Genomic DNA, 22,033 nt, shown 5'->3' on the forward strand with positions numbered 1-22,033 from the left:
CCGGCGCCCCGGTCGAACGTCTGGTCTCGTCTGATTCGTTTGCGACATCAACTCCAAAGGCTCTCCACCCATGCCACCCGACCCGCCACGAGACCCGCCGTGGAACGGGGCGCTTCACAGCCATCTCACAGGGGTCCTGGATAGGGTGCCGGTCGAGTCAACGTCCGACTCCAGCCTGGAGCGGTCGGCGTCGCACAGGAGTTCCGATGGTCTTCAAGAAGATGTTGAGCGCGTTCGGCGTGGGTGGTCCCAGTGTGGACACCGTGCTGACCAACCCCAACACCCGGCCCGGCCTGACCCTCGACGGGCAGGTGAACCTCGTCGGTGGTGACGCCCCGGCGGCCATCGAGCAGGTGGTGATCGGTCTGGTCACCCGGGTCGAGGTCGAGGGGCACGACGCCGAATACTCGGGCACCCTCGAGTTCCACCGGATGGCCGTCAGTGGCGCGTTCGAGCTCGCCCCGAAGCAGCAGCTGTCGATCCCGTTCCAGATGCCGGTGCCGTGGGAAACCCCGATCACCGACGTGTACGGCCAGCGCCTGCACGGCATGACGATGGGCCTGCGTACCGAGCTGGCCGTGGCGCGCGCGGTCGACAAGAGCGACCTGGACCACGTGGCGGTGCACCCGCTGCCGGTGCACGAGCGGATCCTGGAGGCGTTCCAGCGGCTCGGCTTCCGGTTCAAGCACGCCGACCTGGAGCGCGGTCACATCCGCGGCGTGCAGCAGACGCTGCCGTTCTACCAGGAGATCGAGTTCTTCGCCGCCCCGCAGTACGCGAGCACCATCAGGGAGGTCGAGCTGACCTTCGTGACCAGCCAGCGTGGCGTCGAGGTGATCCTGGAGTGCGACAAGCGCGGCGGTTTCCTCAGCGCCGGGCACGACGCCTTCGGCCGCTTCCAGGTGTCGCACGCCGACGTCGACCGCGTCGACTGGGCACAGGTCGTCGACGGCTGGCTGCGCGAAACGACCTCCCGCTACGGCAACCTGCTCTCGCAGTACGGCCCGAGCCACGGGCGCGGTCACGGACACGGCCGTGGCCCCGGTATGGGTGGCATGGTGGCCGGCGCGGCGCTCGGCGTCGCCGGCGGCATGATCGCCGGCGAGATGATCGAGGACGCCTTCGAGGGCGACTTCGGCGACTTCGGTGGCGACGAGTAGTTCCGTCCACACACGGCAGTGGCCTCCGGGAGATTCTCCCGGAGGCCACTGTGCGCCGTGATCCGGTCAGTGCCGGGTCTTGCGCTCTTCGCCGCTGCGCCAGGCGCTGCCGGCCTTGGCCAGACCACGGCTACCGAGGTAGCCCAGCGTCAGCAGGGTGATCAGGAACCAGGCGTTGTCGGCCCGGAAGATGTCCACCCCGGCAGAGTTCTGCCCAACGACCTGCGACGCGCCCAGTACGGCGGCCACCGCGATCAGGTAGATCCAGAACTCGGTGGTCTTGAACGCCTGCTTGGTCTCCGTACCGGGTGCCCGCATGTCGTTCCGATGCCCGTCGTGCATGACCGGCATCTGCTGCGTGTCCCGCATGGCAGCGGGGTTCTGCGGGTCGTTCATCGGCCGGTTCATCGGCCGGGTGGAAGCAGCCTGCGTGCTCATCTGGTCCTCCTCAGGATGCGATGAGTCGTACCTGCCTTCCCTCGCCCCGCTACCGCGTTTCGGTCACGGCGCGGTTCGTGTTCACGGCGGGGACGCCCCCCGACTACCCGAGGCCGGTGAGCAGGTAACACCGACCGCCGGCGGAAATTCCGGCCGGCGGTCGGGTCGGCGCACGTCAGCGCAGGCCGTTGCGGACGGCCACGCTCACCAGCAGGTCCGGGTCGTCGGTGATGATGCCGTCGACACCGAGGTCGATGACCCGCTGCATGACAGTCGCGTCGTCGACGGTGTACGGAATCACCTTCAGGTCGTACCGCTTCTGAAGGGTCCGTACGTCCGGTCCGTGGAAGTACGCCGGGTTCTCCCGCAGGTACCAGTCGGCCGAGGCGACAGTGCCCTGCTTCGGGTCGTGCACCTGCCAGTTGGCGGACACCGTGCCCGCCCCCGCGGCGCGGGTCAGCCTGCCCAGGTCCCGGTACTTCCACCAGTCCAGCCCACCGGTCCACGGGCTCTTCACCGACGGGTCGCCGTACACGGCCTCCAGCGAGCACTCGTCGGCGACTGTGGCGCACTCGGTCGGGCCGTACTGCCAGACCAGGCCGACCGTGCCGATCCGCTTGTCGAGCTGCTTGGCGTACGTGATGGTGCGCCAGTCGAACGACTGGATGGTGGCCCGGCTGGTGAAGCCGGCCCGCTGGATGGCGTCGACGAGCTTGCGGGTGAAGCTGCGGTACGGCTCGGTGTCGTTCACCACCGGGCTGATCTTCGTCTCGATGTTCATCCCGACGTCGGTACGGCCACTCGCCTTCACCAGGGCGAAAACCTCGTCCAGGGTCGGGATCCGGGCACCGGGCGCGGGCACCTGGGCGGGCAGCTCGGGCAGCGTCCTCGTGCCGCAGTCGACGGTCTTGAGCTGCGCCAGGGTCAGCTCGTGCACTCCCTTGCCCACGTACGGGAACATCGGGTCGCCGCGGCGTACCGGGGCGGTGTCGACGCAGTGCGACCGGTTGACCGTGCGGTCGTGCAGCACGACGAGCGTGCCGTCGGCGGTGACGCCGGTGTCCAGTTCGAGGGTGGAGATGGCCCGGTTGGACAGCGCGTTGGCGAACGCCGGCAGGGTGTTCTCCGGCCGGGTGGCCCGTCCGCCCCGGTGCGCCTGGATGTCGAACGGCGCCGCGTACGCCTTGGGCAGCCGGTAGCCGCGCTGCGCCAGCACGCCGCGCAGCCGGTCCGGGTAGTCGGTGATGATGCCGTCCACGCCGTCGTCGATCAGCTTGGTCATGGTCGGCACGTCGTCGACTGTCCACGGGATCACCTTGATCCCGTAGCGGTGGGCCCGGGCGACCATGTCCTTGGTGACGTACGGCTGGTAGCCCGGGTCGGTGACAGTGCCGTTCTGCGGCATGCCGTGCACAGGTGAGAAGGCGCTCGCGCCGAAGCTGCGGATCGCCCTGATCGGGTCGCCGCCGAAGTCGTCGATGTCCAGTCCGCCCAGCCACGGCGAGGCGCCCGGCTGACCGGTCTGGAGGAAGTCGTAGTTGGTGAGGGCGACAAGCGGGAGCTTCGGTTCGACCTGGCGCATGCGCATCAGCGCGCCCCAGTCGAAGCTCTGGATGGTGACCTGCCTGAGCAGCCCGGCCGCGCGGATCTCGGCCGCGGTGACCCGCACGAACTGCTCGCGGGGCGCGGTCTCGGTCGGTGCGCCGGCCTCCACCTTGGTCTCGACGTTGAGCGTCACGTCGTTCGCCCGGTAGCGGTTCACCAGGGCGAACACCTCACGCAGCAGCGGCATCCGGGCACCCGGCACGGCGAGCTGGCCGGGCTTGTCCGGCAGCGTCTTCGCACCACAGTCGAGAGCGCGCACCTGGGCCACGGTGAGCGTGTTGACGTACTTCCCGACGTACGGGAACTCCGGGTCGCCGGGCGTCACAGGGGCGGTGTCGACGCACTTGGCGCCGCTGATCCTGCGGTCGTGGGTGACGACCGCCTGACCGTCCTCGGTGATCTGCACGTCCAGTTCGAGGGTGCTCACCCCGAGTTGGAGGGCGTTGCCGAACGAGGCGAGGGTGTTCTCCACCCGCAACCCGAGGCCGCCGCGGTGGGCCTGCACGTCGAATGTCCGGTCCGGTCGCGGTTTCGCCTGGGCGGGCACCGCGAGCCCGGTCGTCACCGTCGCGGCCACCAGGGCCGCGACGGCGGTACGGCGTACTGTGCGCACGCTGTCTTCCCCTCCTGCCGGCGGGCGTCTCCCCCCGGTCGCCGGACAGCATGGACATCTCGGACTGCGGGCAGACGGCCAGTGGACGGCGCGACGGTGAACCGTCGTGGACGACCTCCGGTCGCGCCGGTTTGCCCGGCCGGTGGCCGGGCACGCAGTCAGTTCCACAGCTTCTGCGAGGTGATGATCGTGCGTGAGGACGACATGCGGCAGGACGCCGCCCGCCAGGCCGAGGATCGGATCGCCGGAGGCGTGTACGGCAAGGGAGCTGTCGAAGAGGTGACGCTGCCCCGCACGGACGTGGAACGGGTCATCCAGGAGGAGGACCCGTACGATCCGGCGCACCAGCCGATCGACCCGACCGTGCTGCGCGACGGTGGTCCCGTCGCCGGGCAGGGTGCGGTCACCACCACCGGTGGCACCGCCGGGCCGGCGAGCGTACGTCGGGTGGCCCGGCAGCCCGAGCGGCACCCGGGCACTGTCGCACCGACCACGACCGGCGATGCCACCACAGGCGGTCTGAGCACCCCGACGGGTGGTGGCACCAGCGACCAGTCCACGTCGGCGACCGGCCCGGCCAAGTCCACCCAGGACAAAACCCGCGACTGACGACCAGGCGCCAACTTACCGACGCGTGATCATGAGGTTGACGTGGCTGTCAGAGACCACAGGCCACGTCAACCTCATGATCAACTGGGGTCGGGCTGGGGGCGCAGGACGCCGAGGCGTTGGGTGGCGCGGGTGAGCGCGACGTACAGGTCGCTGCGCCCGCGGGGCGACTCGGCGACCATCCGGTCGGGGTCGACCACGAGCACCGAGTCGAACTCCAGCCCCTTGGCCTGCGCGACGGTCAGGACGACGACAGCGCTCTCCAGCTCCGGGTGCTCGCCCACGGCAGCCTCGGGCAGCGCCGCGGTAAGCGCGGCGCCCAGCTCGTCCACCCGGCTGGCCGGCACGATCACGCCCAGCCGGCCCTCGGCCAGCCCGGCCGCCTCCCGCGTGGCCGCCGCCACCAGCTCCGCCGACAACTGCCCGTCGGGCACCGCCCGGTCCCACGGGGGTACGCCGCTCTCCCGCACCGAGCGCGGCGGCCGCAGCCCCGGGTCGATCTCGGCCAGGACGTCGGCGGCTACCGCCATGATCTCGGCGGGTGTGCGGTAGCTGACGGTCAGCTCGGTCAGCCGCCACCGCTGCGCCACGTACGGCGCGAGCGCCTCGGCCCAGGACGGCGTGCCGGTGAGCGCGCCGGTCTGCGCGACGTCCCCGACGATGGTCATCGACCGGCTGGGGCAGCGGCGCATCAGCAGTCGCCACGCCATCGGCGACAACTCCTGCGCCTCGTCGATGATCACGTGGCCGAACGCCCACTTCCGGTCGGCGGCGGCACGCTGCGCGGTGGTCAGCCGGTCGGCCTCCTCCTGCCGTTCCAGCAGCCGGTCGGCGTCGATCAGGTCGGTGACGCCGAGGATCTCGCCACCCTCGGCCTCGTCCTCGACGTCGATCGAGCGGGAACCCCTGGCGATCTCCAGCACGCCCTCGGCGTACTCGCGTTCCATCCGGCGGATGCGGTCCCGCCGGGCGGCGGCGGCCCGCTCGTCCTCGCCGAGCAGTTCGGCGGCCTCGTCCAGCAACGGCACGTCGGCGGGCGTCCAGCCACCCGGCTCGCGGTGCAGCGACGCCCGTTCCTCGTCGGTGAACATCGGCGTGGCGGCGGCGATCCGGTCCGGGTCGGCGTACAGGTCGGCGAGCAGGCGCTGCGGGGTGAGCACCGGCCAGAGCCGGTCGAGGGTGGCCTTGACCTCCGGCTCGTCGTTCAGCTCCCGGCGGATCTCGGCCCGGTCGGCCTCGTCGAGCAGGTTGTCCCCGCCCAGCGGGTCGGCGCCGATCCGTTCGGCCACCTGCTCGGCGAGCGCGTGCACGATCTCCACGTCGAACAGCGCCCGGGCCAGGTTGTGCGGGCGCTCGGTGCGACGTACCCGGTCCCGGGCGGCCCGTACGGTCTCCGGGTCGAGGATCAGCGCCTCGCGCTCGACCTCGATCTCCAGCGGCTCGTCCGGCACCCACTGCCGGTCCCGTACGGCGAGCGCCAGCACCTCGGCGAGCACCGCCCGGCCCTTGAGCGCGGCGGTCTCGGCAGGTTCGGTCCGTTGCGCGCTCACCCCGGGGAACAGGTCGCCCTGGGTGCGCAGCAGCACGCCGGTCTCGGCGAGAGTCGGCAGCACCTGGGAGATGTAGCGCAGGAAGGTCGCGTTCGGGCCGACCAGCAGCACGCCCCGGCTGGAGAGTTCCCGTCGGTGCGTGTAGAGCAGGTACGCCGCCCGGTGCAGCGCGACGGCTGTCTTGCCGGTGCCCGGGCCGCCCTGCACCACCATGACGCCCGGCAGTTCGGCGCGGATGATCCGGTCCTGCTCGGCCTGGATGGTCTCCACGATGTCGCGCATCCGGCCGGTGCGTCCGGCGTTCAGCGCGGCCAGCAGCGACGCCTCGCCGGTCAGCTCCTCGTGCGCGCCGGGGGAGGCGGTGTCGATGTCGAGCACCTCGTCGTTGAGCCCGGTGACCTTGCGCTGGCGCGTACGCAGATGACGGCGGCGGCGTACGCCCTGCGGGTTGGCGGCGGTGGCGAGGTAGAACGGGCGGGCGGCGGGTGCCCGCCAGTCCATCAGCAGCGGGTCGTAGTCGCCGCTGGTGTCGAAGATGCCGATTCGGCCGATGTAGCGGCGCGAGTCGTCGTCGCCGTCGAGCCTGCCGAAACAGAGACCGTTCTCCACTGCGGAGAACTGCTCGACCTGGTCGGCGTACATGGCCACCGAGCTGTCGCGCTGGGAGCGGTCCTGAAGGGTGCCGCCGGTGCTGCGCAGCGCATCGGTGAGCCGGTCGGCGGCCTGCTCACGGAGCCCGTCGAGCCGGTCGTAGAGCATCGAGACGTACTCCTGCTCGCGGCCGATCTCGTCGTCGAGCGGCAATTCACCGGAACCGCCGGAGTGCCTTGACAAGCCGTCTCCTAAAGATTAGAATCTTTTGCAGGAACGGCTTTGAGCCGTTCTTTTTTTTGTGCCCTCGAATTGTCGAAGATAGCGCGTTCCGTCGGCTCCCATCAAGCCGCACGGCCCGGCGTGATCCGCACAACGAAGCGCCGGGCCGACCAGTGGTCGACCCGGCACGTGCCCGAGGAGAGATCAGCCGCGAGCGGCCTGGTAGAGCCGTTCCGGCGTGACCGCTCCGGCCAGCACCCGGCCGTCGTCGGTCAGCAGCACACTGAACAGCTTGCTGGTGAGCAGTCGACCGCTGCCCCAGTCGCCGCTGACCGCCGGCAACCCGCCCAGCAGCTTCGACACGTCGACGTCAGGCGCGGCGCCGGCTGGCGGCACGGCCGGCTTGGCGTCGGCCGGCTTGCCGCCGACCGCATCGTCGAGCTTCGCGACCAGAACGGTCGTCCAGCCGGAGCCGACGGCCCGTACACCTGGGTCACCCGTCGGCGCGGCGTGCTCGGGCCGGCCGCCGGCGGCCGGCCGCTCGGCGGCCTCCTCCTTCACGGTCACCCCGGGCGGCGGGTTGAACGTGAACTGGTCCGCGTCGGGACGCCGGTAGTCGACCTGGGTGAACGCCACCTCGAAGGCCGGCTGGTCACTGCCCTTCGCCAGCACCTCGAAGCGCAGCGGAACGTGCTGCTCGGCGTCGATGGCGATACGCAGCTGGTGCACGAGCGAGTCGCGGTCGCGCGGCTGGAGCACCAGCTCGTACGCATCGTGGCCGGCCACGGTGGCCGCCCGGCCGACGCTTACCTCGGTGCTGGGGTCGATGGCGCCCAGTGCCAGGTCGGCCGCCTCCTGCGGGGTGGCCGGCAGACTCGGCGTGGCCTGCGGGGCGGCCTTCTCGGCGGTGCCGTCGCCCAGGGTGCGGTGGCTGGCGGTGTTGGTGCGGCTCTGCCAGGTCCACAGGTCCCGGCCGTTGCGGATCACATCCTGCTCGCCGAGGGTGTCCAGCAGCGCAACCCGCTGCTGCTCCGGCCCCGAGTACCAGACCCGCAGCGTGTGCGTACCGGTCAGCAGGGTGGTCACGTCGTTGCCGGGCACCAGGCCGAGAAGGGGCGGCAGGCCGAGGTCGGCGCGTTGCACGACGGTGCCGGACAACCCCTCCAGCCGGGAGGTCTGAAGATCGACGAGGAGTTGGGCGGCGGTACGGGGTGGCAGGCTCGGTTCGGCCTCGGCGGCCAACGTGCCGACGGCCGCGCCACCGCCGATGACGGCGACGGCGGCGGTCGCGGGGACCAGCCAGCGCAGGACGGGACGGCTTCTCAGGACGGACATGGTGGGCACCTCCTGCGCACCATCCTGCCCGGTCCCGCCTGTGAACGGGCTGAGGACGCCGATCCGCCGCCGTTGACCCGGGTGGCACCCTTGGACTGTGCGGTTGCTGGTGGTGGAGGACGAGGCCCGGTTGGCGGCCGCCCTGCAGCGCGGTCTGCAGGCGGAGGGGTTCGCGGTGGACGTGGCGGCGACCGGCCCGGCCGGCCTGGACGCGGCCCGGCACGGCGGGTACGACGCGATGATCCTCGACGTGATGCTGCCGGGGCTGTCCGGCTACGAGCTGGTCCGGCGGTTGCGCGCGGAGCAGCACTGGCTGCCGGTGCTGATGCTCTCGGCCAAGGACGGCGAGTACGACCAGGCCGACGGCCTGGACTGCGGGGCGGACGACTATCTGACCAAGCCCTTCTCGTACGTCGTGCTGCTGGCCCGTCTGCGGGCGTTGCTGCGCCGGGGAGCGCCGGAACGTCCGGCCGTGCTCACGGTCGGCGACCTGAGGCTGGACCCGGCCCGCCGGCGGGTCACCCGGGCGGACGCCGAGGTGACGCTCACCGCACGGGAGTACGCATTGCTGGACTACCTGATGCGCCGGCCCGGCCAGGTCGTCTCCAAGATCGAGTTGTTGGACCATGTCTGGGACGCCAGCGTCCAGACCGCGCCGAACGCCGTCGAGGTCTACGTCGGCTACCTGCGCCGCAAGCTCGGCCGGGACCGGCTGGAGACCGTGCGGGGCGCCGGCTACCGGCTGGCCACGTGACAGGGGTCGGCCGGCCGTGGCGGAGCCGGCTGCCGGCGCTGGGGCTGCGGGGGCGGCTCATGGCGATCGGCGTGTTCGGCCTCACCGTCGGTTTGGCGCTCGGCGGGGTGGTGCTGCTCGGTGCGCTCGGGTTCGTGCTGCAACGCACCGTGGACACCGAGGCGTTCCGGACCGCGGACGCCGTCGCGCTGCTCGCCGCCGAGGACGCGCTGCCCGATCCGCTGCCGGTGGCCGGTGGGCAGGTCCGCGTCCAGGTCATCGACGCGCAGGGGCGGATCCGGGCCGCCTCCATCGACGCGGACCGGCTGGTGCCGATGGTCCGGCCGCAGCGACTGGACCCGGGACGGCGGCAACGGCTGGAGGTGCCGGCGGAGCGGGTCGGGCTCGCCGGCCCGGTGCGGGTGGTCACCGTGCCCGCCGGTACGGCCGCCGATCCGCTGACCGTGCTTGTCGCCCGGTCGATGGCCGACGTGCGGCACAGCACGCACGTGGTCCGGACCATCCTGCTGGTGGCGTTCCCGCTGCTGGTGGCGGTGCTCGCCGCGGTGGCGTGGCGGGTGGTGGGCGCGACGCTGCGGCCGGTCGAGGCGCTGCGCCGGGGCGCCGAGGAGATCACCGGACGCGCCGGGACAGGCCGGCTGCCGGTGCCCGCCTCGGCCGACGAGATCCACCGGCTGGCGGTCACCCTCAACGGCATGCTTGACCGGTTGGAGTCGGCCCGGGTCCGGCAGCGGGCGTTCGTCTCCGACGCCGCGCACGAGCTGCGCAGCCCGCTGACGAACATCCGCACCGAGCTGGAGGTCGCCCAGCGGCTCGCCGACCGGACCGACTGGACGGCGGTGACCGGCAACCTGCTCGCCGACACCGAAAGGCTGAGCCGGCTGGTCGACGACCTGCTGCTGCTGGCCCGCCTGGACGAGGCGCCGCAGGCGCGCGGCAGCGGCCCGGTGGAGCTGGGCGGGCTGCTGACCGAGGTCGCCGCGCGGTATCCGTCGCCGCCCGTGTCCGTGGCCCCGGCGACCGGGCCAATGTGGACTACCGGGAACGCCGACGAGCTGCGCCGTGTACTGGCGAACCTGGTCGACAACGCGGTCCGGCACGCGCGCGGCAGCGTGCTGCTCGCGGCCGAGGCCGATGCCGAGGTCGGGACCGGGGGAGTGACGTACCACCTGGTGACGGTGACCGACGACGGCCCCGGCATTCCGGTGGCCGACCGGGAGCGGGTCTTCGGCCGGTTCACGAGGCTCGACGACGGCCGGGCCCGCGACGACGGCGGCGCCGGCCTCGGCCTGGCCATCGTGCGGGAGCTGGTACGACGTGCCGGCGGCAGCATCGCCCTGACCGACGCCGACGGCCAGCCGTCGGGTCTGCGGGTGTGCCTCCTGCTGCCCGCGCTGCCGGCCGAGGAGGGCGCCGACGGGCGCTGACCGTCGCGGTGCTCAGCGCCGGCGGGTGCAGACCTGCTCGGAGCTGGCCACCGTGTCGGTGGACCAGACGACGGCCACCGTGAAGCAGTAGTCGTTGGTGCGGTTGAGGGCGTAGATGACGTAGCTGCTGGTGCCGGCCGGCAGTGTCGCGAAGACGTTGCGCTCCTGGCCGGCACGGCCGCCGGCGATGACCACCGGACCCTCGCCGCCCGGCGGGTAGGTCCAGCGCAGGGTGATGCTGTCCCGCGTGTCGCCCAGGGTCACCGCGCTCGGCGGACTGCCGGGTGGGGCCGCGGCGGGCGCGGCCTCGGCCGAGGTCGGCGCGGCGCCCGGCGCCGGCGCGGTCGTCGCCGGTGGGCCGGCGGTGGGGGAGCCGCTGGCCGGTGGCGGGGTCGGGTCGTCGTCGCCGTCGACGCGCGCCACCCCGGCGATCACCGCTGCGGCCCCGAGCAGCACCACGACCACGCCGGCCACCAGCACCGGCACCAGGCGGTTGCGCGGCGCCGGCGGAGCCCGGTGCACGGGTACCGGAAGCAGTCGTGACGGCGTGTACGGCTCCAGCGGCGCGTACGGGTCGCCCGGCGGCCGGCGCAGCCGGTACACCCCGGACTGCTCCTCCGTCGCGCCGGCCAGCCCCACGACCGACGGGGGGACCGGCGTCTCGGTGACGTGGGGGACGGGCTCCTCGACCGGCTCGGGCGGCCAGGCGGCGCTGCCACCCGGCTCGTCGGCCGGTGCCCGGGGGGTCGGAACGGCCCCGCCGGTCGCGGTCGCCCCGGCCTGGTGCGGCGGGTGGTAGCCGGCCTCGACCGGCCCGTCGTCGAGAGGTGGGACGCGGGCGGCGGGCACCGTCGGGGAGCCCTCGGCAGCGGACGTCTCGTCGGCGCAGACATGATCCGGATTCGCCGCCGCCCGCGCCAGAGCCGCCACCTGCGCCGCCAACGGGTCGTCGGCCGCGAGGTGCTGCCGGCACAGCTCGCGGGCCAGCGCCAGATTGTCGTGGGCCTCGGTGAACTGTCCACAGTCGCGCTGCATCGCGCCGAGCCGGGCCAGCATCTTGATGCCGCTGGGGTGGCCGTCGCCGTACACCTCGCGGTGCAGCTCCCAGGCGTCCTGGAGCCGGTCCCGTGCCACGGTGCACTGGCCACGCGCGTACTCGACGGTGGCCAGGTCGGCGTGCGCGGCGAGCACCCGCAGCGACTCCGGGCCGTCCTGCGCGGTCAGCTCGATGATGACTTCCTGGTAGAGCCGGGCGGCCCGGGAGTGGCTGCCGACCCGGTGCAGCACCGCGGCCAGCGTCGCCGCGGCGGCCACTGTGCGCGGGTCGGAGCGGCCGTGCAGCCGGGTGGTGGCCGCGTACGCGAAGGCGGCCCACCCCCGGGCGGAGTGCGGTTCGCCGAGGGCGACCAGGACCCGCGCCTGGAGGCTGGCGGCCTCGGCCAGCTCGGCTGTGGCGTTGGCCGGGCGGGGGTCGGCGTCGGTGAGCGCGTCGGAGAGCAGCCGCTGCGCGCCCACCAGATCACCTGAGGACACGAGGTGGTGCGCCTGATCAGTGAGGTCGCCGAAGCCGGAGGGCACGCCCCATCGTGCTCAACCGACGACGGTAAGTACAAGACCCACGGCGGTGTCGATCGGTCAGGATCCTGTCAGGTGCTCGGCCAACGTCTCGCTGATGCGGCGTAGCTGGTCGACCTGGGCCGGGCTCAACGCGTCGAACAGGTGCCGGCGTACCCCCTCGACGTGGCCGGGTGCGGCGGCCGCGAGGGTGGCGAAACCGTCGTCGGTGAGCACCGCGACCTGCCCGCGCCGGTCGGTGGGGCAGTCCTCGCGACGTACCCAGCCGGCGGCCTCCAGCCGGGCCACCGCGTGCGAGAGTCGGCTGCGCGACGAGCCTGCCGCCTCGGCCAGGTCGCTCATCCGGAGTTGGCGGCCGGGGGCCTCGGAGAGCCGGACCAGGATCTCGTAGTAGGCGTGCGGCATTCCCGCGTCGCGTTGCAGTTCACGGTCGAGCGTGTCCATCAGCGCCCGGGAGGCGGTGAGGTACGCCCGCCAGGTGCGCTGCTCGTCGGGGTTCAACCAGCGGGTCATGACGACCATCATACCCGCGATAGTTGAGCGCTCAACTAAATGGCGTTACTCTGGGGTCATGGGTATCCACCGGCTCAACCACGCGGTCCTGTACGTCAGCGATCTCGCCCGCAGCGTCGCCTTCTACCGGGACGTGCTGGGCTTCCGTCAGGTGGCGATGACCCCGGACGGCTTCCGGGGCGCCACCTTCCTCCAGGCCCCCGACTCGACGAACGACCACGACCTCGGCCTGTTCGAGATCGGCGCGGGCGCCGGGCGCTCGACCGCCGGCCGGGCCACCGTCGGCCTCTACCACCTGGCCTGGGAGGTCGACACCCTCGACGAGCTGGCCGCCACCGCCGAGCGGCTCGCCGCCGCGGGCGCGCTGGTCGGCACCTCCGACCACGGCACCACCAAGAGCCTCTACGGCAGGGATCCGGACGGCCTGGAGTTCGAGGTGGTCTGGCTGATCCCGGCCGACCTGCTCGACGACGCCGCGCTCGCCGCCCGCAAGCAGATCGGCCGGCTCGACCTGGACGCCGAGCGGCGGCGCTACGGCGGCCAGACCCGCGGCGGGGTGGGGATCTCCGTCCCGGCCTGACCCGCCATGCGGTAGAACGGACCGATGCCTACCGACCGGACCACCGACTTCCTCCGCGAGCTGCTGGTCCGCCAGTTGACGACCTGGCTGCCCACGGCCCTGCAACGCTCCCGGCGAGCAACTGTCGCGCTGGCCGGCGTCGACGGGGGCGGCGCGGAGGCCGCGCTGCGGGTGGTCGCCGGCCACGCCGCGCAGGTACGCGGCCGTCAGGTGACCGTGCTGGTGCTGGCCGACAGCGCCGCCGACCTGCCGGCCCGACTCGGACCGGTCGAGGCGGACCTGCCCGCCGAGGTGACAGTGCACCTGCTGCCGGGCGCCCCGGACCGGCTGCCGGTCGCGGTGAAGGCGGCAGGCGCGGCCGGCTCGCCGCTGTTCACTGTCGTGGCCGTGCCCGGCGCGGTGAGCGCCGACGTGCTCACCGCCGCCGCCAACGGGCGTACCGGCGAGGTCCTGCTGCACGCGGGCAGCAGTGCCCGCGACGCGCTCGTCGCGACCGGATTCCCGCTGGTCGCCGAGGTGGCGCCGGTGCTGCCCGACGACGGGGCGGCGGGTGTGGTCGCGTTCGGCAGTCGCTCGGACCGCAGCCTGGAGGCCGTACGCGACGCTCTGTGGGCGGTCGGCGCAGACCTCGACGTGCGCTACCGCGACCCGGCCGACCCGACGGGCGCGACAGTCGACGTGGCAGGCGATCCCGACCTCGAACCGCTGGCCCGCGCTCTACTGGCCGAGCTGCGCCGGCGCGGCCCCCGAACGGTAAGCGAACTGCGCCGGCACACCCTCACCGCGACCGTCTACCGCGCTACCGACGCCAACCGCGCCCTGGAAAACCTGATCAACGCAGGCGACGCCGCCCGCGACCGCCCCACCGGCCGCCTGGCCGGAGACGAAACCATCACCCCAACTCCCTGATCCCCGCCTCGCGCCCTCGCGTCCCGGGTCCGTCGATCCTGGGCGTAACGGCGACCGAAACTGCGAGATCGGCGGGAGGGGAGCGGGGCGGGGCCGGCCCCGCAGACGCCGAGCGGGGCGCCGGTGGATCACCGGCACCCCGCTCGACCCCCGGGACGCTACGACCGGGACTTGTCCTGCTTCCAGGACAGCGGACCCGGCAGGTCGACCCGGTGAGCCCGTGCCTTGGAGTTCCAGGACCAGCGCCCGATCTTGATGCTCCAGGAGGAGAAACCGTTCTCGGTGAAGTTCAGGATGATCGGACCGTACTTCTTGCGCTTGCGAAACATGAGGCCCATCGGAGGACTCCCCTCGTCACCGTTCCCTGCCGTGTCGAGATCGAACATTCCCGAACCGGCGAATTCCGAAACCCCCGCGCCGTCCCGGGTGGACGATGGCCCGGCGCGGTGCCGCAATCTCTAGTCAACAGATAGGTGTTGCGCGAAGGTAAACGCTGCTGGGAGCGGTTCGTAACATCGGCAGCGATACAAGTCTCACCTTCTGGAAGAGCGTTGACCTGTCGATCCCGCCGCCGGCAGCATGAGGTCATGTCGCAGCGGGACGAGCTCCTTCTCACCGCTCGCGTGCACGTCGACCTGGTCCGGCACGCGAGCGCGCTCTGTTGAGCTGACCGGTCCATCCGGCTCGGCCGCAATCGCCGCCCTCACACCGCTCGCCCGCTCATCGCGGAGCGGCGTGCCTCCACGCCCCCACATCCGGGCGTACCCGTTCCCATCGTGGACAGATCAGGAGACACCCCATGTCCCCACCCCGTCGTACCCTCCTGCACGCCCTCGCCGCCGCCACCACGTTGACCCTGCTCGCCGGCGCTGCCGGCTGCGGCGGCGACGCCCGGGCCGGCGGCGGGCAGGCCACCGAGCTGCGCTACCAGGGCTCCGTCGGCCAGGTCACCCTCCCCGAACTCGCCGCCGACCTCGGCTACCTCGGCGACGTCCGGCTCAAGTGGATCGGCAACGTGACAGGTGGCCCGCAGGACATCCAGGCCACCGCAACCGGGCAGAGCGACTTCGGTGGCGCGTTCAACGGCGCGATCGTCAAGCTCGCCGCCGCCAACGCACCGATCACCGCAGTCGTCAGCTACTACGGCTCCGACGCGCAGACCTTCCAGGGCTACTACGTGCTCGACGACAGCCCGATCCGCGGCCCTCGCGACCTGATCGGTCACAAGGTCGGCATGAACACCCTCGGCGCGCACGCCGAGGCGGTCCTCAAGACCTGGCTCGCCCGCGGCGGGCTCACCCCCGCCGAGATCAAGCAGGTCGAGCTGGTCGCCCTGCCACCTGTCAACACCGAACAGTCGCTGCGGCAGAAACAGATCGACGTCGCGGTGCTCGGCGGAGTCATCCGGGACAAGGCCGTCGCCGGCGGTGGGCTGCGCACCATCGTCACCGACTACGAGCTGCTCGGCGCGTTCAGCGGCGGCACCTACGTCTTCCGCGACGACTTCATCAAACGCAACCCGGAGACCGTGAAGGCGTTCGTCACAGGGGTCGGCAAAGCCATCGAGTGGGCCCGCACGCAGCCCCGGGAGACGGTGGTCGCCCGGATGCGCGACATCATCGCGGGGCGAGGCCGCAACGAGGACCCGTCGCTCGTCGCGTACTGGAAGAGCAGCGGCGTCGCCGGCCGTGGCGGGGTGATCGTCGAACAGGAGTTCGGCACCTGGATCGACTGGCTAGCCGCCGAGGGTGAACTCAGGGGCGACCGCCCGAAACCGACGGACATCTTCACCAACCGGTTCAACCCGTTCGTGGACGGGGGCGGCGCGTGAGCACCGACAAGATCCTCTTCGACCGGGTGAGCAAGACCTTTCCGGTCCGCGCCACCCGACGCGGCGGCGCCGGCGCGGTCACCGCGCTGGACCAGGTGACCCTCGGCGTACGCCCCGGCGAGTTCCTGGTCGTCGTCGGCCCCAGCGGCTGCGGCAAGTCCACCCTGCTCGACCTGCTCGGTGGGCTCACCCGGCCGACCGGCGGGCAGGTGCTCGTCGACGGTCGGCCCGTCACCGGCCCCGGCCTCGACCGGGGCATCGTCTTCCAGCAGTACGCGCTGCTGCCCTGGCGCACCGCCGCCGGCAACGTCGCGTTCGGGCTGGAGGCCAAGGGGGTGCCCCGCGCCGAACGCGCCGCCCTGATCGAGCACCACCTCGACCTGGTGGGTCTGCGCGGGTTCGCCGACCGTTACCCGCACGAGCTGTCCGGCGGGATGAAGCAGCGGGTCGCCATCGCCCGCAGCCTCGCGTACGACCCGGACGTGCTGCTCATGGACGAGCCGTTCGCCGCCCTGGACGCGCAGACCCGCGACTCGTTGCAGGACGAGCTGGTGCGCATCTGGGCGCGTACCGGCAAGACGATCGTGTTCATCACCCACGGCATCGACGAGGCCGTGTACCTGGGTCAGCGGGTGGCGGTCCTGACGTCCCGACCCGGACGGCTCAAGCAGGTCATCGACGTCGACCTCGGCGACCGGGACGCGGCCGAGGACGTGCGCTCCACCGACGCGTTCCGCCACCACCGCCATCAGATCTGGACCCTGCTGCGGGACGAGGTGCGGGCCGCCCAGGCGGCCGAGGGCACCGGTGTCCGCGTCACCGAGGAGGCCCGCGTTGGTTGACATCGCCGAACGTCCCACCCGGCTGGTGGCCGCACCCGCCGTGCCGGACCGTGTCGTCCCCGGGCGGGCCGGTCGACTGCTCGGCGTCGGGGCGAGGGTGCTGCACCGTACCGTCGCCATCGCCGCGCTGGCCGCGATCTGGGAGGGCGCGCCCCGGCTGGGGCTCGTCGACCGGGTCTTCCTGCCCCCGCTGTCCGAGGTCCTGGTGGCCTGGTGGGAGCTGCTGCGTACCGGGCAGCTCGCCGAGCACGTCGGCGCGAGCCTGACCCGGTCGCTGACCGGGCTCGGCCTGGCGGTGCTCACGGCGATACCGCTCGGGCTGCTGATCGGCTGGTACCGGCCCCTCGCCGAGCTGCTCAGCCCGCTGCTGGAGGTGTTCCGCAACACCGCCGCGCTGGCCCTGCTGCCGGTCTTCGTGCTCATCCTCGGCCTGGGCGAGACCTCCAAGATCGCGCTGGTGCTGTACGCGTGCTCCTGGCCGATCCTGCTGAACACCATCGCCGGCGTGAAGGGCGTCGACCCGCTGCTGATCCGTTCGGCCCGCTCGATGGGCCTGGACCACCTGCGGCTGTTCCAGAAGGTGATCCTGCCGGCCGCGGTGCCGACCATCTTCACCGGCGTACGGCTGGCCGGGGCGTACTCGATCCTGGTGCTCGTCGCGGCCGAGATGGTCGGCGCGAAGGCCGGCCTCGGTTACCTCGTGAACTACGCGCAGTACAACTTCGCGATCTCCGACATGTACTCGGGAATCATCACGATCTCCGCCATCGGCTTGGTCGTCAACCAGCTCCTCGTCGCCCTCGAACGTCGCTTCTCCACGTGGCGCGTCGACGTCTCCGCCGGATAGGACACTCTCATGCCTCGAACCCTGCACCTCAACGCGTTCCTGATGGGCGTCGGCCACCACGAGGCGGCCTGGCGTCACCCCCGCACCGACCCGCGCCGGGTCACCGACGTGCGGCACTTCCAGGAACTGGCCCGCATCGCCGAACGCGGCACCCTCGACTCGCTGTTCCTCGCCGACGGGCTGTCGGTCGGGCCGAACCCCCGGCACAACATCCAGGCCGTCTTCGAGCCACTGACCCTGCTCGCCTCGCTCGCCGCGGTGACCGAACACATAGGTCTCATCGCGACGGTCTCCACCACGTACAACGAGCCGTTCCACGTCGCCCGCAAGTTCGCCTCGCTCGACCACCTCAGCGGCGGACGCGCCGGCTGGAACATCGTCACCTCCGCCCAGGAACGCGAGGCGGTCAACTTCAACCGGGACAGCCACCCCGAGCACGCCGACCGCTACCGGCGGGCCGCCGAGTTCGTCGACGTGGCGATCAAGCTCTGGGACAGCTGGGAGGACGACGCACTGGTCTTCGACACCGCCGCCGGCGTGTTCGCCGACACCGAGCGGGTGCACGAGGTGGCCCACCGTGGGCCGGAGTTCCAGATCCGGGGCCCGCTGAACATCCCCCGCGGCCCACAGGGCCGGCCGCTGCTGGTGCAGGCCGGCTCCTCGCCGGACGGGATCGCCTTCGCCGCCCGCTACGCCGAGGCGGTCTTCACCGCCCAGCAGACCCTCGCCGACGGGCAGGGGTTCTACGCCGAGCTGCGCCGGCAGGTCACCGCCGCCGGCCGCGACCCGGACCTCGTGAAGGTCCTGCCCGGCATCGCGCCGGTGATCGGCGGCACCGAGGCAGAGGCACTGGCGCTCGCGGCCGAGCTGGAGGAGCTGATCGTCCCCGAGTACGCCCTCGCCCAGCTCTCCGGGATGCTCGGCCTCGACCTCACCGGCCTGCCACTGGACGGGCCGCTGCCGGAGCTGCCAGACTCCGACACCGTGCAGGCGCACCAGAGTCGATACCAGCTCGTCACCGAGCTGGCGCGCCGGGAACAGCTCACCATCAGGCAGTTGATCGGCCGGCTCGGCGGCGGTCGGGGCCACCGGGTCGTCGCCGGCACCCCTGAACAGATCGCCGACCAGATCGAGGTGTGGTTCACCCAGGGCGCCGCCGACGGCTTCAACATCATGCCGCCGCACCTGCCCGGCGGCCTGGCCGACTTCGTCGACCACGTGGTGCCGGTGCTGCGGGCCCGAGGGCTGTTCCGCAGCGAGTACACCGGGCGGACCCTGCGCGAGCACTACGGGCTGCCCCGACCGGCAAGCACGTACGCCGCGCCGAGCCTGGTGCCGGCATGACCACCGTGGAGCGTCCGACGGCGGACGCCGCCGAGCTGCGCCCCGTCGACCGGGACCTGTTCCGCGTGCTGCTGCGCCGGCAGGCCACGAGCGTCACGGTGGTCACCGCCGTGGCGCGGGCAACCGACCCGGCCTGCCTGGGCGGGATCGGAGCGCCGCTGCGGGCCGGGTTCACCGCCACGTCGTTCACCTCGGTGTCACTGGACCCGCCGCTCGTCTCGTTCTGCCTCGGGGTGGCGTCGTCGAGCTGGCCGGTGCTGGCCCGCGCCGAGCACGTCGCGGTGCACCTGCTGGCCCACGGGCAGCGGGACGCAGCCACCATCTTTGCCACCAGCGGCATCGACCGCTTCGCCGCGTACCCGGACTGGACGCCGGGACCGTTCGGGGTGCCGCTGCTCGGCGGGGTGCTGGCCCGGCTGCTCTGCCGGGTGGTGCACCGGGTCCCGGCCGGTGACCACACGCTGGTGATCGCCGAACCGCTGGCGCTCGGCGACGGCGGCGACGGCGCGCCTCTCGTGCACCACTCGGGCGGTTACACCACGGCGGTGCCAGCGTGAGCGCACCGACCACGTCCGAGCTGCTCGCGCTGGACCGGGCCGCGCAGGATCTGCTGTTCCGAGAGGCCCGTACGGCCGAGGCGTTCACCGACGAGCCGGTCACCGACGAGCAGGTCGCGGCGATCCACGACCTGATCCGGTACGGGCCGACCGCGTACAACGGTCAGCCACTGCGGGTGCTGCTGCTGCGCTCGCCGGAGTCCCGGGCCCGGCTGCTGCCGTACCTGTCAAGCGGCAACCGGGCCAAGACGGCGGCCGCTCCGCTGACCGCGATCCTCGCCGCCGACGTGGACTTCCACGATCGGCTGCCTGAGCTGTATCCGCACCGCCCACAGGCCCGCGAGTGGCTCGCGGACCGGGCGGCGCGCGTCGAGCAGGCCCGCTTCAGCGCGACCCTGCAGATCGGCTACCTGATCGTCGGCGTCCGCGCGGCCGGTCTCGCCGCCGGTCCGATGGCGGGCTTCGACGTCGCGGGTGTGCGGCGGGAGTTCTTCCCCGACGGTCGGCACGAGGTGCTGCTCCTGCTCAACCTCGGGCACCCCGGCTCGCACACCGGGCCGGCGCGTCTGCCCCGGCTGGACACCGCTGAGGTGGTCCGCACCCTCGACGACTGAGTGAGGAACGGGATCGCCCCCGGTGCCGGCGTAGCGCCAGCACCGGGGGCGGAGGGGTTGCGGGTCAGGCTCCCTTGACCCAGTCGAGGGTGAAGCGGGCGAAGAAGATGCCTCCGGTGCCGCCGACCTCGTACAGGTCGCCGATCGTGCCGTCGTTCAGCACGGCCATCGTTGAGTAACCAGCGGCGCCCGGCTTGACCAGCGCCCGGGCCGGCCAACTGGCGCCGTCATCGGTGGACAGCCGGACGGTGAGGTCGTTGCGGGCGGACGGGGCCGCGTTGTTGCTGAACAGGGCGGTACGGGTGCGTACCGGAGCGCCGTTCGTACCCACCTCGGACGGGCGCAGGTAGGACACCTCGTCGGCGTTGCACAGCGGGTCGGTCAGCAAGGTGCTCGCGGTGGCCGCACCGAACGTCACGCCGCCGTCGGTGGACGTCGAGTAGAACCGGCTACGGGTGCTGTTGTGCCGCATGTTCTGCACGATCGCCCCGGTGCCGCGCTCGATGGCCTTGCTCTCGTTGATGTTCCCGCCGGCGGGTCCACCCCGTCGCCACGTCACGCCGTGGTCGTCGCTGTAGACGTTGGCGGTCTGGGTGAGACCCGCCGCGTCCCGGTAGACGAACGGCTGGATCAGGCGTCCGGTACTGGTCTGGATGCCGTGCCCGGAGGAGAAGAACGCCTGCTGCCAGGTCGGCAGCTTGATCGTCGGGTTCAGCTCGACCGGGGCGCTCCAGGTGGCGCCGTTGTCCCGGCTGGTGATGTATTGCAGGTGCAGGCTGTTCGGGTCGTCGGCGGTGTTCAGGCCGGTGGCACCGGACCAGAAGCTGATGCCCGGCTTGGGGGAGTAGGTGTAGAAGCAGTAGACGACGCCGGTGTTGCGGTCCACCAGCAGGCTCGGGTCGCCCGATCCCTCGCTCGTGGTGGCGGGGGCGTGGATGATCCGCGGCTGGTCGAAGGTGCGTCCGCCGTCGGTGCTGCGGGTCATCGCGATCTGGATGTTGTTGGTGCCGCCACCCAGGTCGTACTGGCCGTTGACCCGGGCGTCCGCGACCGCGATGACGGTGCCGTTGTTGGTCACGGCCATGCCCGGGATGCGGACCGAGGCGACAGTGCCGTCGTAGCGACCGTTGGGGCCGTTGAGGTTGCGAATGACGGACTGGGTGCTGATGACCGTGGTGGCGTTCATCTGCGGGGTGCCGGCGGCCAGGCCGCACCCGGCGGTGCCGCGCAGTGTGGTGTCGAAACCGGAGGCGGTGACCCGCAGGGTGTACGCGGTGCCGGCGCCGACGGTCCAGTAGTGCATGAAGTTGCCGCCGGCGGCGATGGTGCGGACCCACGGGGATCCGGTGCGCCCGGCCCAGGCCACTGTGAAGTCCCGGGCGGTCGTGGTGCGGTTCTCCAGCGCGAGTTGGAGCCGCCCAGCGGTGCAGTCGTAGCTGGCCACCGCGGACATGCCGGTGCCGCAGTGGAAGATGCCTGCCGACGTGTCGTCCAGGCCCGTCGGGGTGGTCGTGCGCAGGGTGTACGCGGTGCCCGCCGGGAGGGTCCAGTACAGCTCGTTGCTGCTACTGCCGGCGGCGACCGTCCGGGTCCAGGGGGAGTTGGTGCGGCCCGGCCAGGTGACGGTGAAGGTCTGCGCGGTGGTGCTGCCGTTGGTGAGCCGCAGGTTGAGCCGGCCGGTCGTGCAGTCGGCGCTGGCGGTGGCGCTCACACCGGCGGGGGCGGCGTGCGCTGGTGTGGCGGGCAGGATCGCGGCCACGCCGAGGACGGCGGCCAGGACCGCTGTCACACGGCGCGGTAGTGCTCGGACAGGAGACACGGGGGATGTCCTTCCGGGACGGAGGGTCGGGCAGGGGAAACCCAGGGCATAAGACGTCGGATATCTGATGTCGAGACGGTAAAGGGCGACGCGCGGGTCGTCAATAGATCGACGAGCGAGCGTGGCCAAACGCCCTCCGGTCCGCAGTGGACCTACCCGTCAGCCGACAACTCTGATCAAAGATGCAAAGTTGCCTCAGATATTTACATCATGTTGCGTGGTCTGGCAGGCTCGACACACATCGACCGTTGTCATCGCGTCGGCATCCGGCCCGCCCCCGGCCGTGAGCGCCGCCGGC

At 72.1% G+C, this 22,033-nt stretch carries 21 protein-coding genes; 13 read left to right on the forward strand and 8 right to left on the reverse strand.

Annotated features, from left to right (window positions below; all coding sequences use genetic code 11):
- The first annotated feature begins 206 nt into the window (after window positions 1-206).
- Window positions 207-1,160, forward strand: coding sequence for a sporulation protein (locus ACZ6N8_RS14755; RefSeq protein WP_357988558.1), 954 nt, complete (start codon window positions 207-209; stop codon window positions 1,158-1,160).
- A 66-nt stretch (window positions 1,161-1,226) separates the two neighbouring features.
- Here the strand turns inward: ACZ6N8_RS14755 and ACZ6N8_RS14760 are convergent, their stop codons facing one another.
- Together ACZ6N8_RS14760 and ACZ6N8_RS14765 are read right to left on the reverse strand one after the other, a co-directional pair.
- Window positions 1,227-1,511 carry a hypothetical protein gene (locus ACZ6N8_RS14760; protein WP_377598861.1) on the reverse strand — a complete coding sequence of 95 codons (285 nt, stop codon included), beginning with the start codon at window positions 1,509-1,511 and terminating at the stop codon, window positions 1,227-1,229.
- A gap of 262 nt (window positions 1,512-1,773) precedes the next feature.
- Window positions 1,774-3,816 carry a glycerophosphodiester phosphodiesterase family protein gene (locus ACZ6N8_RS14765; protein WP_466010269.1) on the reverse strand — a complete coding sequence of 681 codons (2,043 nt, stop codon included), beginning with the start codon at window positions 3,814-3,816 and terminating at the stop codon, window positions 1,774-1,776.
- Between the two features lie 189 nt (window positions 3,817-4,005).
- On the opposite strand from ACZ6N8_RS14765, the gene ACZ6N8_RS14770 reads away from it, so the two are divergent.
- Window positions 4,006-4,425, forward strand: a complete 420-nt coding sequence (locus ACZ6N8_RS14770; RefSeq protein WP_364374729.1) for a hypothetical protein — start codon at window positions 4,006-4,008, stop codon at window positions 4,423-4,425.
- A gap of 80 nt (window positions 4,426-4,505) precedes the next feature.
- Here ACZ6N8_RS14770 and ACZ6N8_RS14775 read toward each other — a convergent pair whose 3' ends face one another.
- Window positions 4,506-6,734 carry a HelD family protein gene (locus ACZ6N8_RS14775; RefSeq protein WP_466010383.1) on the reverse strand — a complete coding sequence of 743 codons (2,229 nt, stop codon included), beginning with the start codon at window positions 6,732-6,734 and terminating at the stop codon, window positions 4,506-4,508.
- Between the two features lie 258 nt (window positions 6,735-6,992).
- Window positions 6,993-8,123, reverse strand: a complete 1,131-nt coding sequence (locus tag ACZ6N8_RS14780; RefSeq protein WP_466010271.1) for a LolA family protein — start codon at window positions 8,121-8,123, stop codon at window positions 6,993-6,995.
- A gap of 97 nt (window positions 8,124-8,220) precedes the next feature.
- Between ACZ6N8_RS14780 and ACZ6N8_RS14785 the strand changes: the two genes are divergently transcribed.
- A complete protein-coding gene (locus tag ACZ6N8_RS14785; protein WP_357988570.1) occupies window positions 8,221-8,877 on the forward strand; it encodes a response regulator transcription factor in 657 nt (218 codons plus the stop codon).
- A gap of 59 nt (window positions 8,878-8,936) precedes the next feature.
- On the forward strand, window positions 8,937-10,304 hold the full coding sequence (locus ACZ6N8_RS14790) for a sensor histidine kinase (RefSeq protein ID WP_466010385.1): 1,368 nt from the start codon (window positions 8,937-8,939) through the stop codon (window positions 10,302-10,304).
- A gap of 12 nt (window positions 10,305-10,316) precedes the next feature.
- Here the strand turns inward: ACZ6N8_RS14790 and ACZ6N8_RS14795 are convergent, their stop codons facing one another.
- Both ACZ6N8_RS14795 and ACZ6N8_RS14800 read right to left on the reverse strand, forming a co-directional pair.
- Window positions 10,317-11,882: a tetratricopeptide repeat protein gene (locus ACZ6N8_RS14795; RefSeq protein WP_466010273.1), complete on the reverse strand. Its 1,566-nt coding sequence runs from the start codon at window positions 11,880-11,882 to the stop codon at window positions 10,317-10,319.
- Between the two features lie 57 nt (window positions 11,883-11,939).
- Window positions 11,940-12,401, reverse strand: coding sequence for a MarR family winged helix-turn-helix transcriptional regulator (locus tag ACZ6N8_RS14800; RefSeq protein ID WP_364374719.1), 462 nt, complete (start codon window positions 12,399-12,401; stop codon window positions 11,940-11,942).
- A 49-nt stretch (window positions 12,402-12,450) separates the two neighbouring features.
- Between ACZ6N8_RS14800 and ACZ6N8_RS14805 the strand changes: the two genes are divergently transcribed.
- Together ACZ6N8_RS14805 and ACZ6N8_RS14810 are read left to right on the forward strand one after the other, a co-directional pair.
- Window positions 12,451-12,972: a VOC family protein gene (locus tag ACZ6N8_RS14805; RefSeq protein WP_466010275.1), complete on the forward strand. Its 522-nt coding sequence runs from the start codon at window positions 12,451-12,453 to the stop codon at window positions 12,970-12,972.
- A 24-nt stretch (window positions 12,973-12,996) separates the two neighbouring features.
- Window positions 12,997-13,881, forward strand: a complete 885-nt coding sequence (locus ACZ6N8_RS14810; RefSeq protein ID WP_466010277.1) for a hypothetical protein — start codon at window positions 12,997-12,999, stop codon at window positions 13,879-13,881.
- A 158-nt stretch (window positions 13,882-14,039) separates the two neighbouring features.
- Here ACZ6N8_RS14810 and ACZ6N8_RS14815 read toward each other — a convergent pair whose 3' ends face one another.
- Window positions 14,040-14,219, reverse strand: a complete 180-nt coding sequence (locus ACZ6N8_RS14815) for a DUF4236 domain-containing protein (protein WP_030333600.1) — start codon at window positions 14,217-14,219, stop codon at window positions 14,040-14,042.
- A gap of 249 nt (window positions 14,220-14,468) precedes the next feature.
- Between ACZ6N8_RS14815 and ACZ6N8_RS14820 the strand changes: the two genes are divergently transcribed.
- The 7 genes from ACZ6N8_RS14820 to ACZ6N8_RS14850 all read left to right on the forward strand — a co-directional run bounded on the left by ACZ6N8_RS14820 (window position 14,469) and on the right by ACZ6N8_RS14850 (window position 19,916).
- Window positions 14,469-14,546, forward strand: a complete 78-nt coding sequence (locus ACZ6N8_RS14820) for a putative leader peptide (RefSeq protein WP_349881247.1) — start codon at window positions 14,469-14,471, stop codon at window positions 14,544-14,546.
- A gap of 134 nt (window positions 14,547-14,680) precedes the next feature.
- Window positions 14,681-15,712: an ABC transporter substrate-binding protein gene (locus ACZ6N8_RS14825; protein ID WP_466010278.1), complete on the forward strand. Its 1,032-nt coding sequence runs from the start codon at window positions 14,681-14,683 to the stop codon at window positions 15,710-15,712.
- A complete protein-coding gene (locus tag ACZ6N8_RS14830; RefSeq protein ID WP_466010280.1) occupies window positions 15,709-16,554 on the forward strand; it encodes an ABC transporter ATP-binding protein in 846 nt (281 codons plus the stop codon). Before ACZ6N8_RS14825 ends, ACZ6N8_RS14830 begins: the two co-directional genes overlap by 4 nt.
- A complete protein-coding gene (locus ACZ6N8_RS14835) occupies window positions 16,547-17,401 on the forward strand; it encodes an ABC transporter permease (RefSeq protein WP_466010281.1) in 855 nt (284 codons plus the stop codon). The genes ACZ6N8_RS14830 and ACZ6N8_RS14835 overlap by 8 nt, the downstream gene beginning before the upstream one ends.
- Before the next feature lie 9 nt (window positions 17,402-17,410).
- On the forward strand, window positions 17,411-18,745 hold the full coding sequence (locus tag ACZ6N8_RS14840; RefSeq protein ID WP_466010283.1) for an LLM class flavin-dependent oxidoreductase: 1,335 nt from the start codon (window positions 17,411-17,413) through the stop codon (window positions 18,743-18,745).
- Complete coding sequence (locus ACZ6N8_RS14845; protein ID WP_466010285.1) at window positions 18,742-19,302, forward strand: flavin reductase family protein; 561 nt, start codon at window positions 18,742-18,744, stop codon at window positions 19,300-19,302. The genes ACZ6N8_RS14840 and ACZ6N8_RS14845 overlap by 4 nt, the downstream gene beginning before the upstream one ends.
- A complete protein-coding gene (locus ACZ6N8_RS14850; RefSeq protein WP_466010287.1) occupies window positions 19,299-19,916 on the forward strand; it encodes a malonic semialdehyde reductase in 618 nt (205 codons plus the stop codon). The genes ACZ6N8_RS14845 and ACZ6N8_RS14850 overlap by 4 nt, the downstream gene beginning before the upstream one ends.
- A gap of 64 nt (window positions 19,917-19,980) precedes the next feature.
- On the opposite strand, the gene ACZ6N8_RS14855 is transcribed toward ACZ6N8_RS14850, so the two are convergent.
- A complete protein-coding gene (locus ACZ6N8_RS14855) occupies window positions 19,981-21,735 on the reverse strand; it encodes an exo-alpha-sialidase (protein WP_466010289.1) in 1,755 nt (584 codons plus the stop codon).
- Window positions 21,736-22,033: the final 298 nt, after the last annotated feature.

The organism is Micromonospora sp. NPDC047521 (assembly GCF_055587305.1).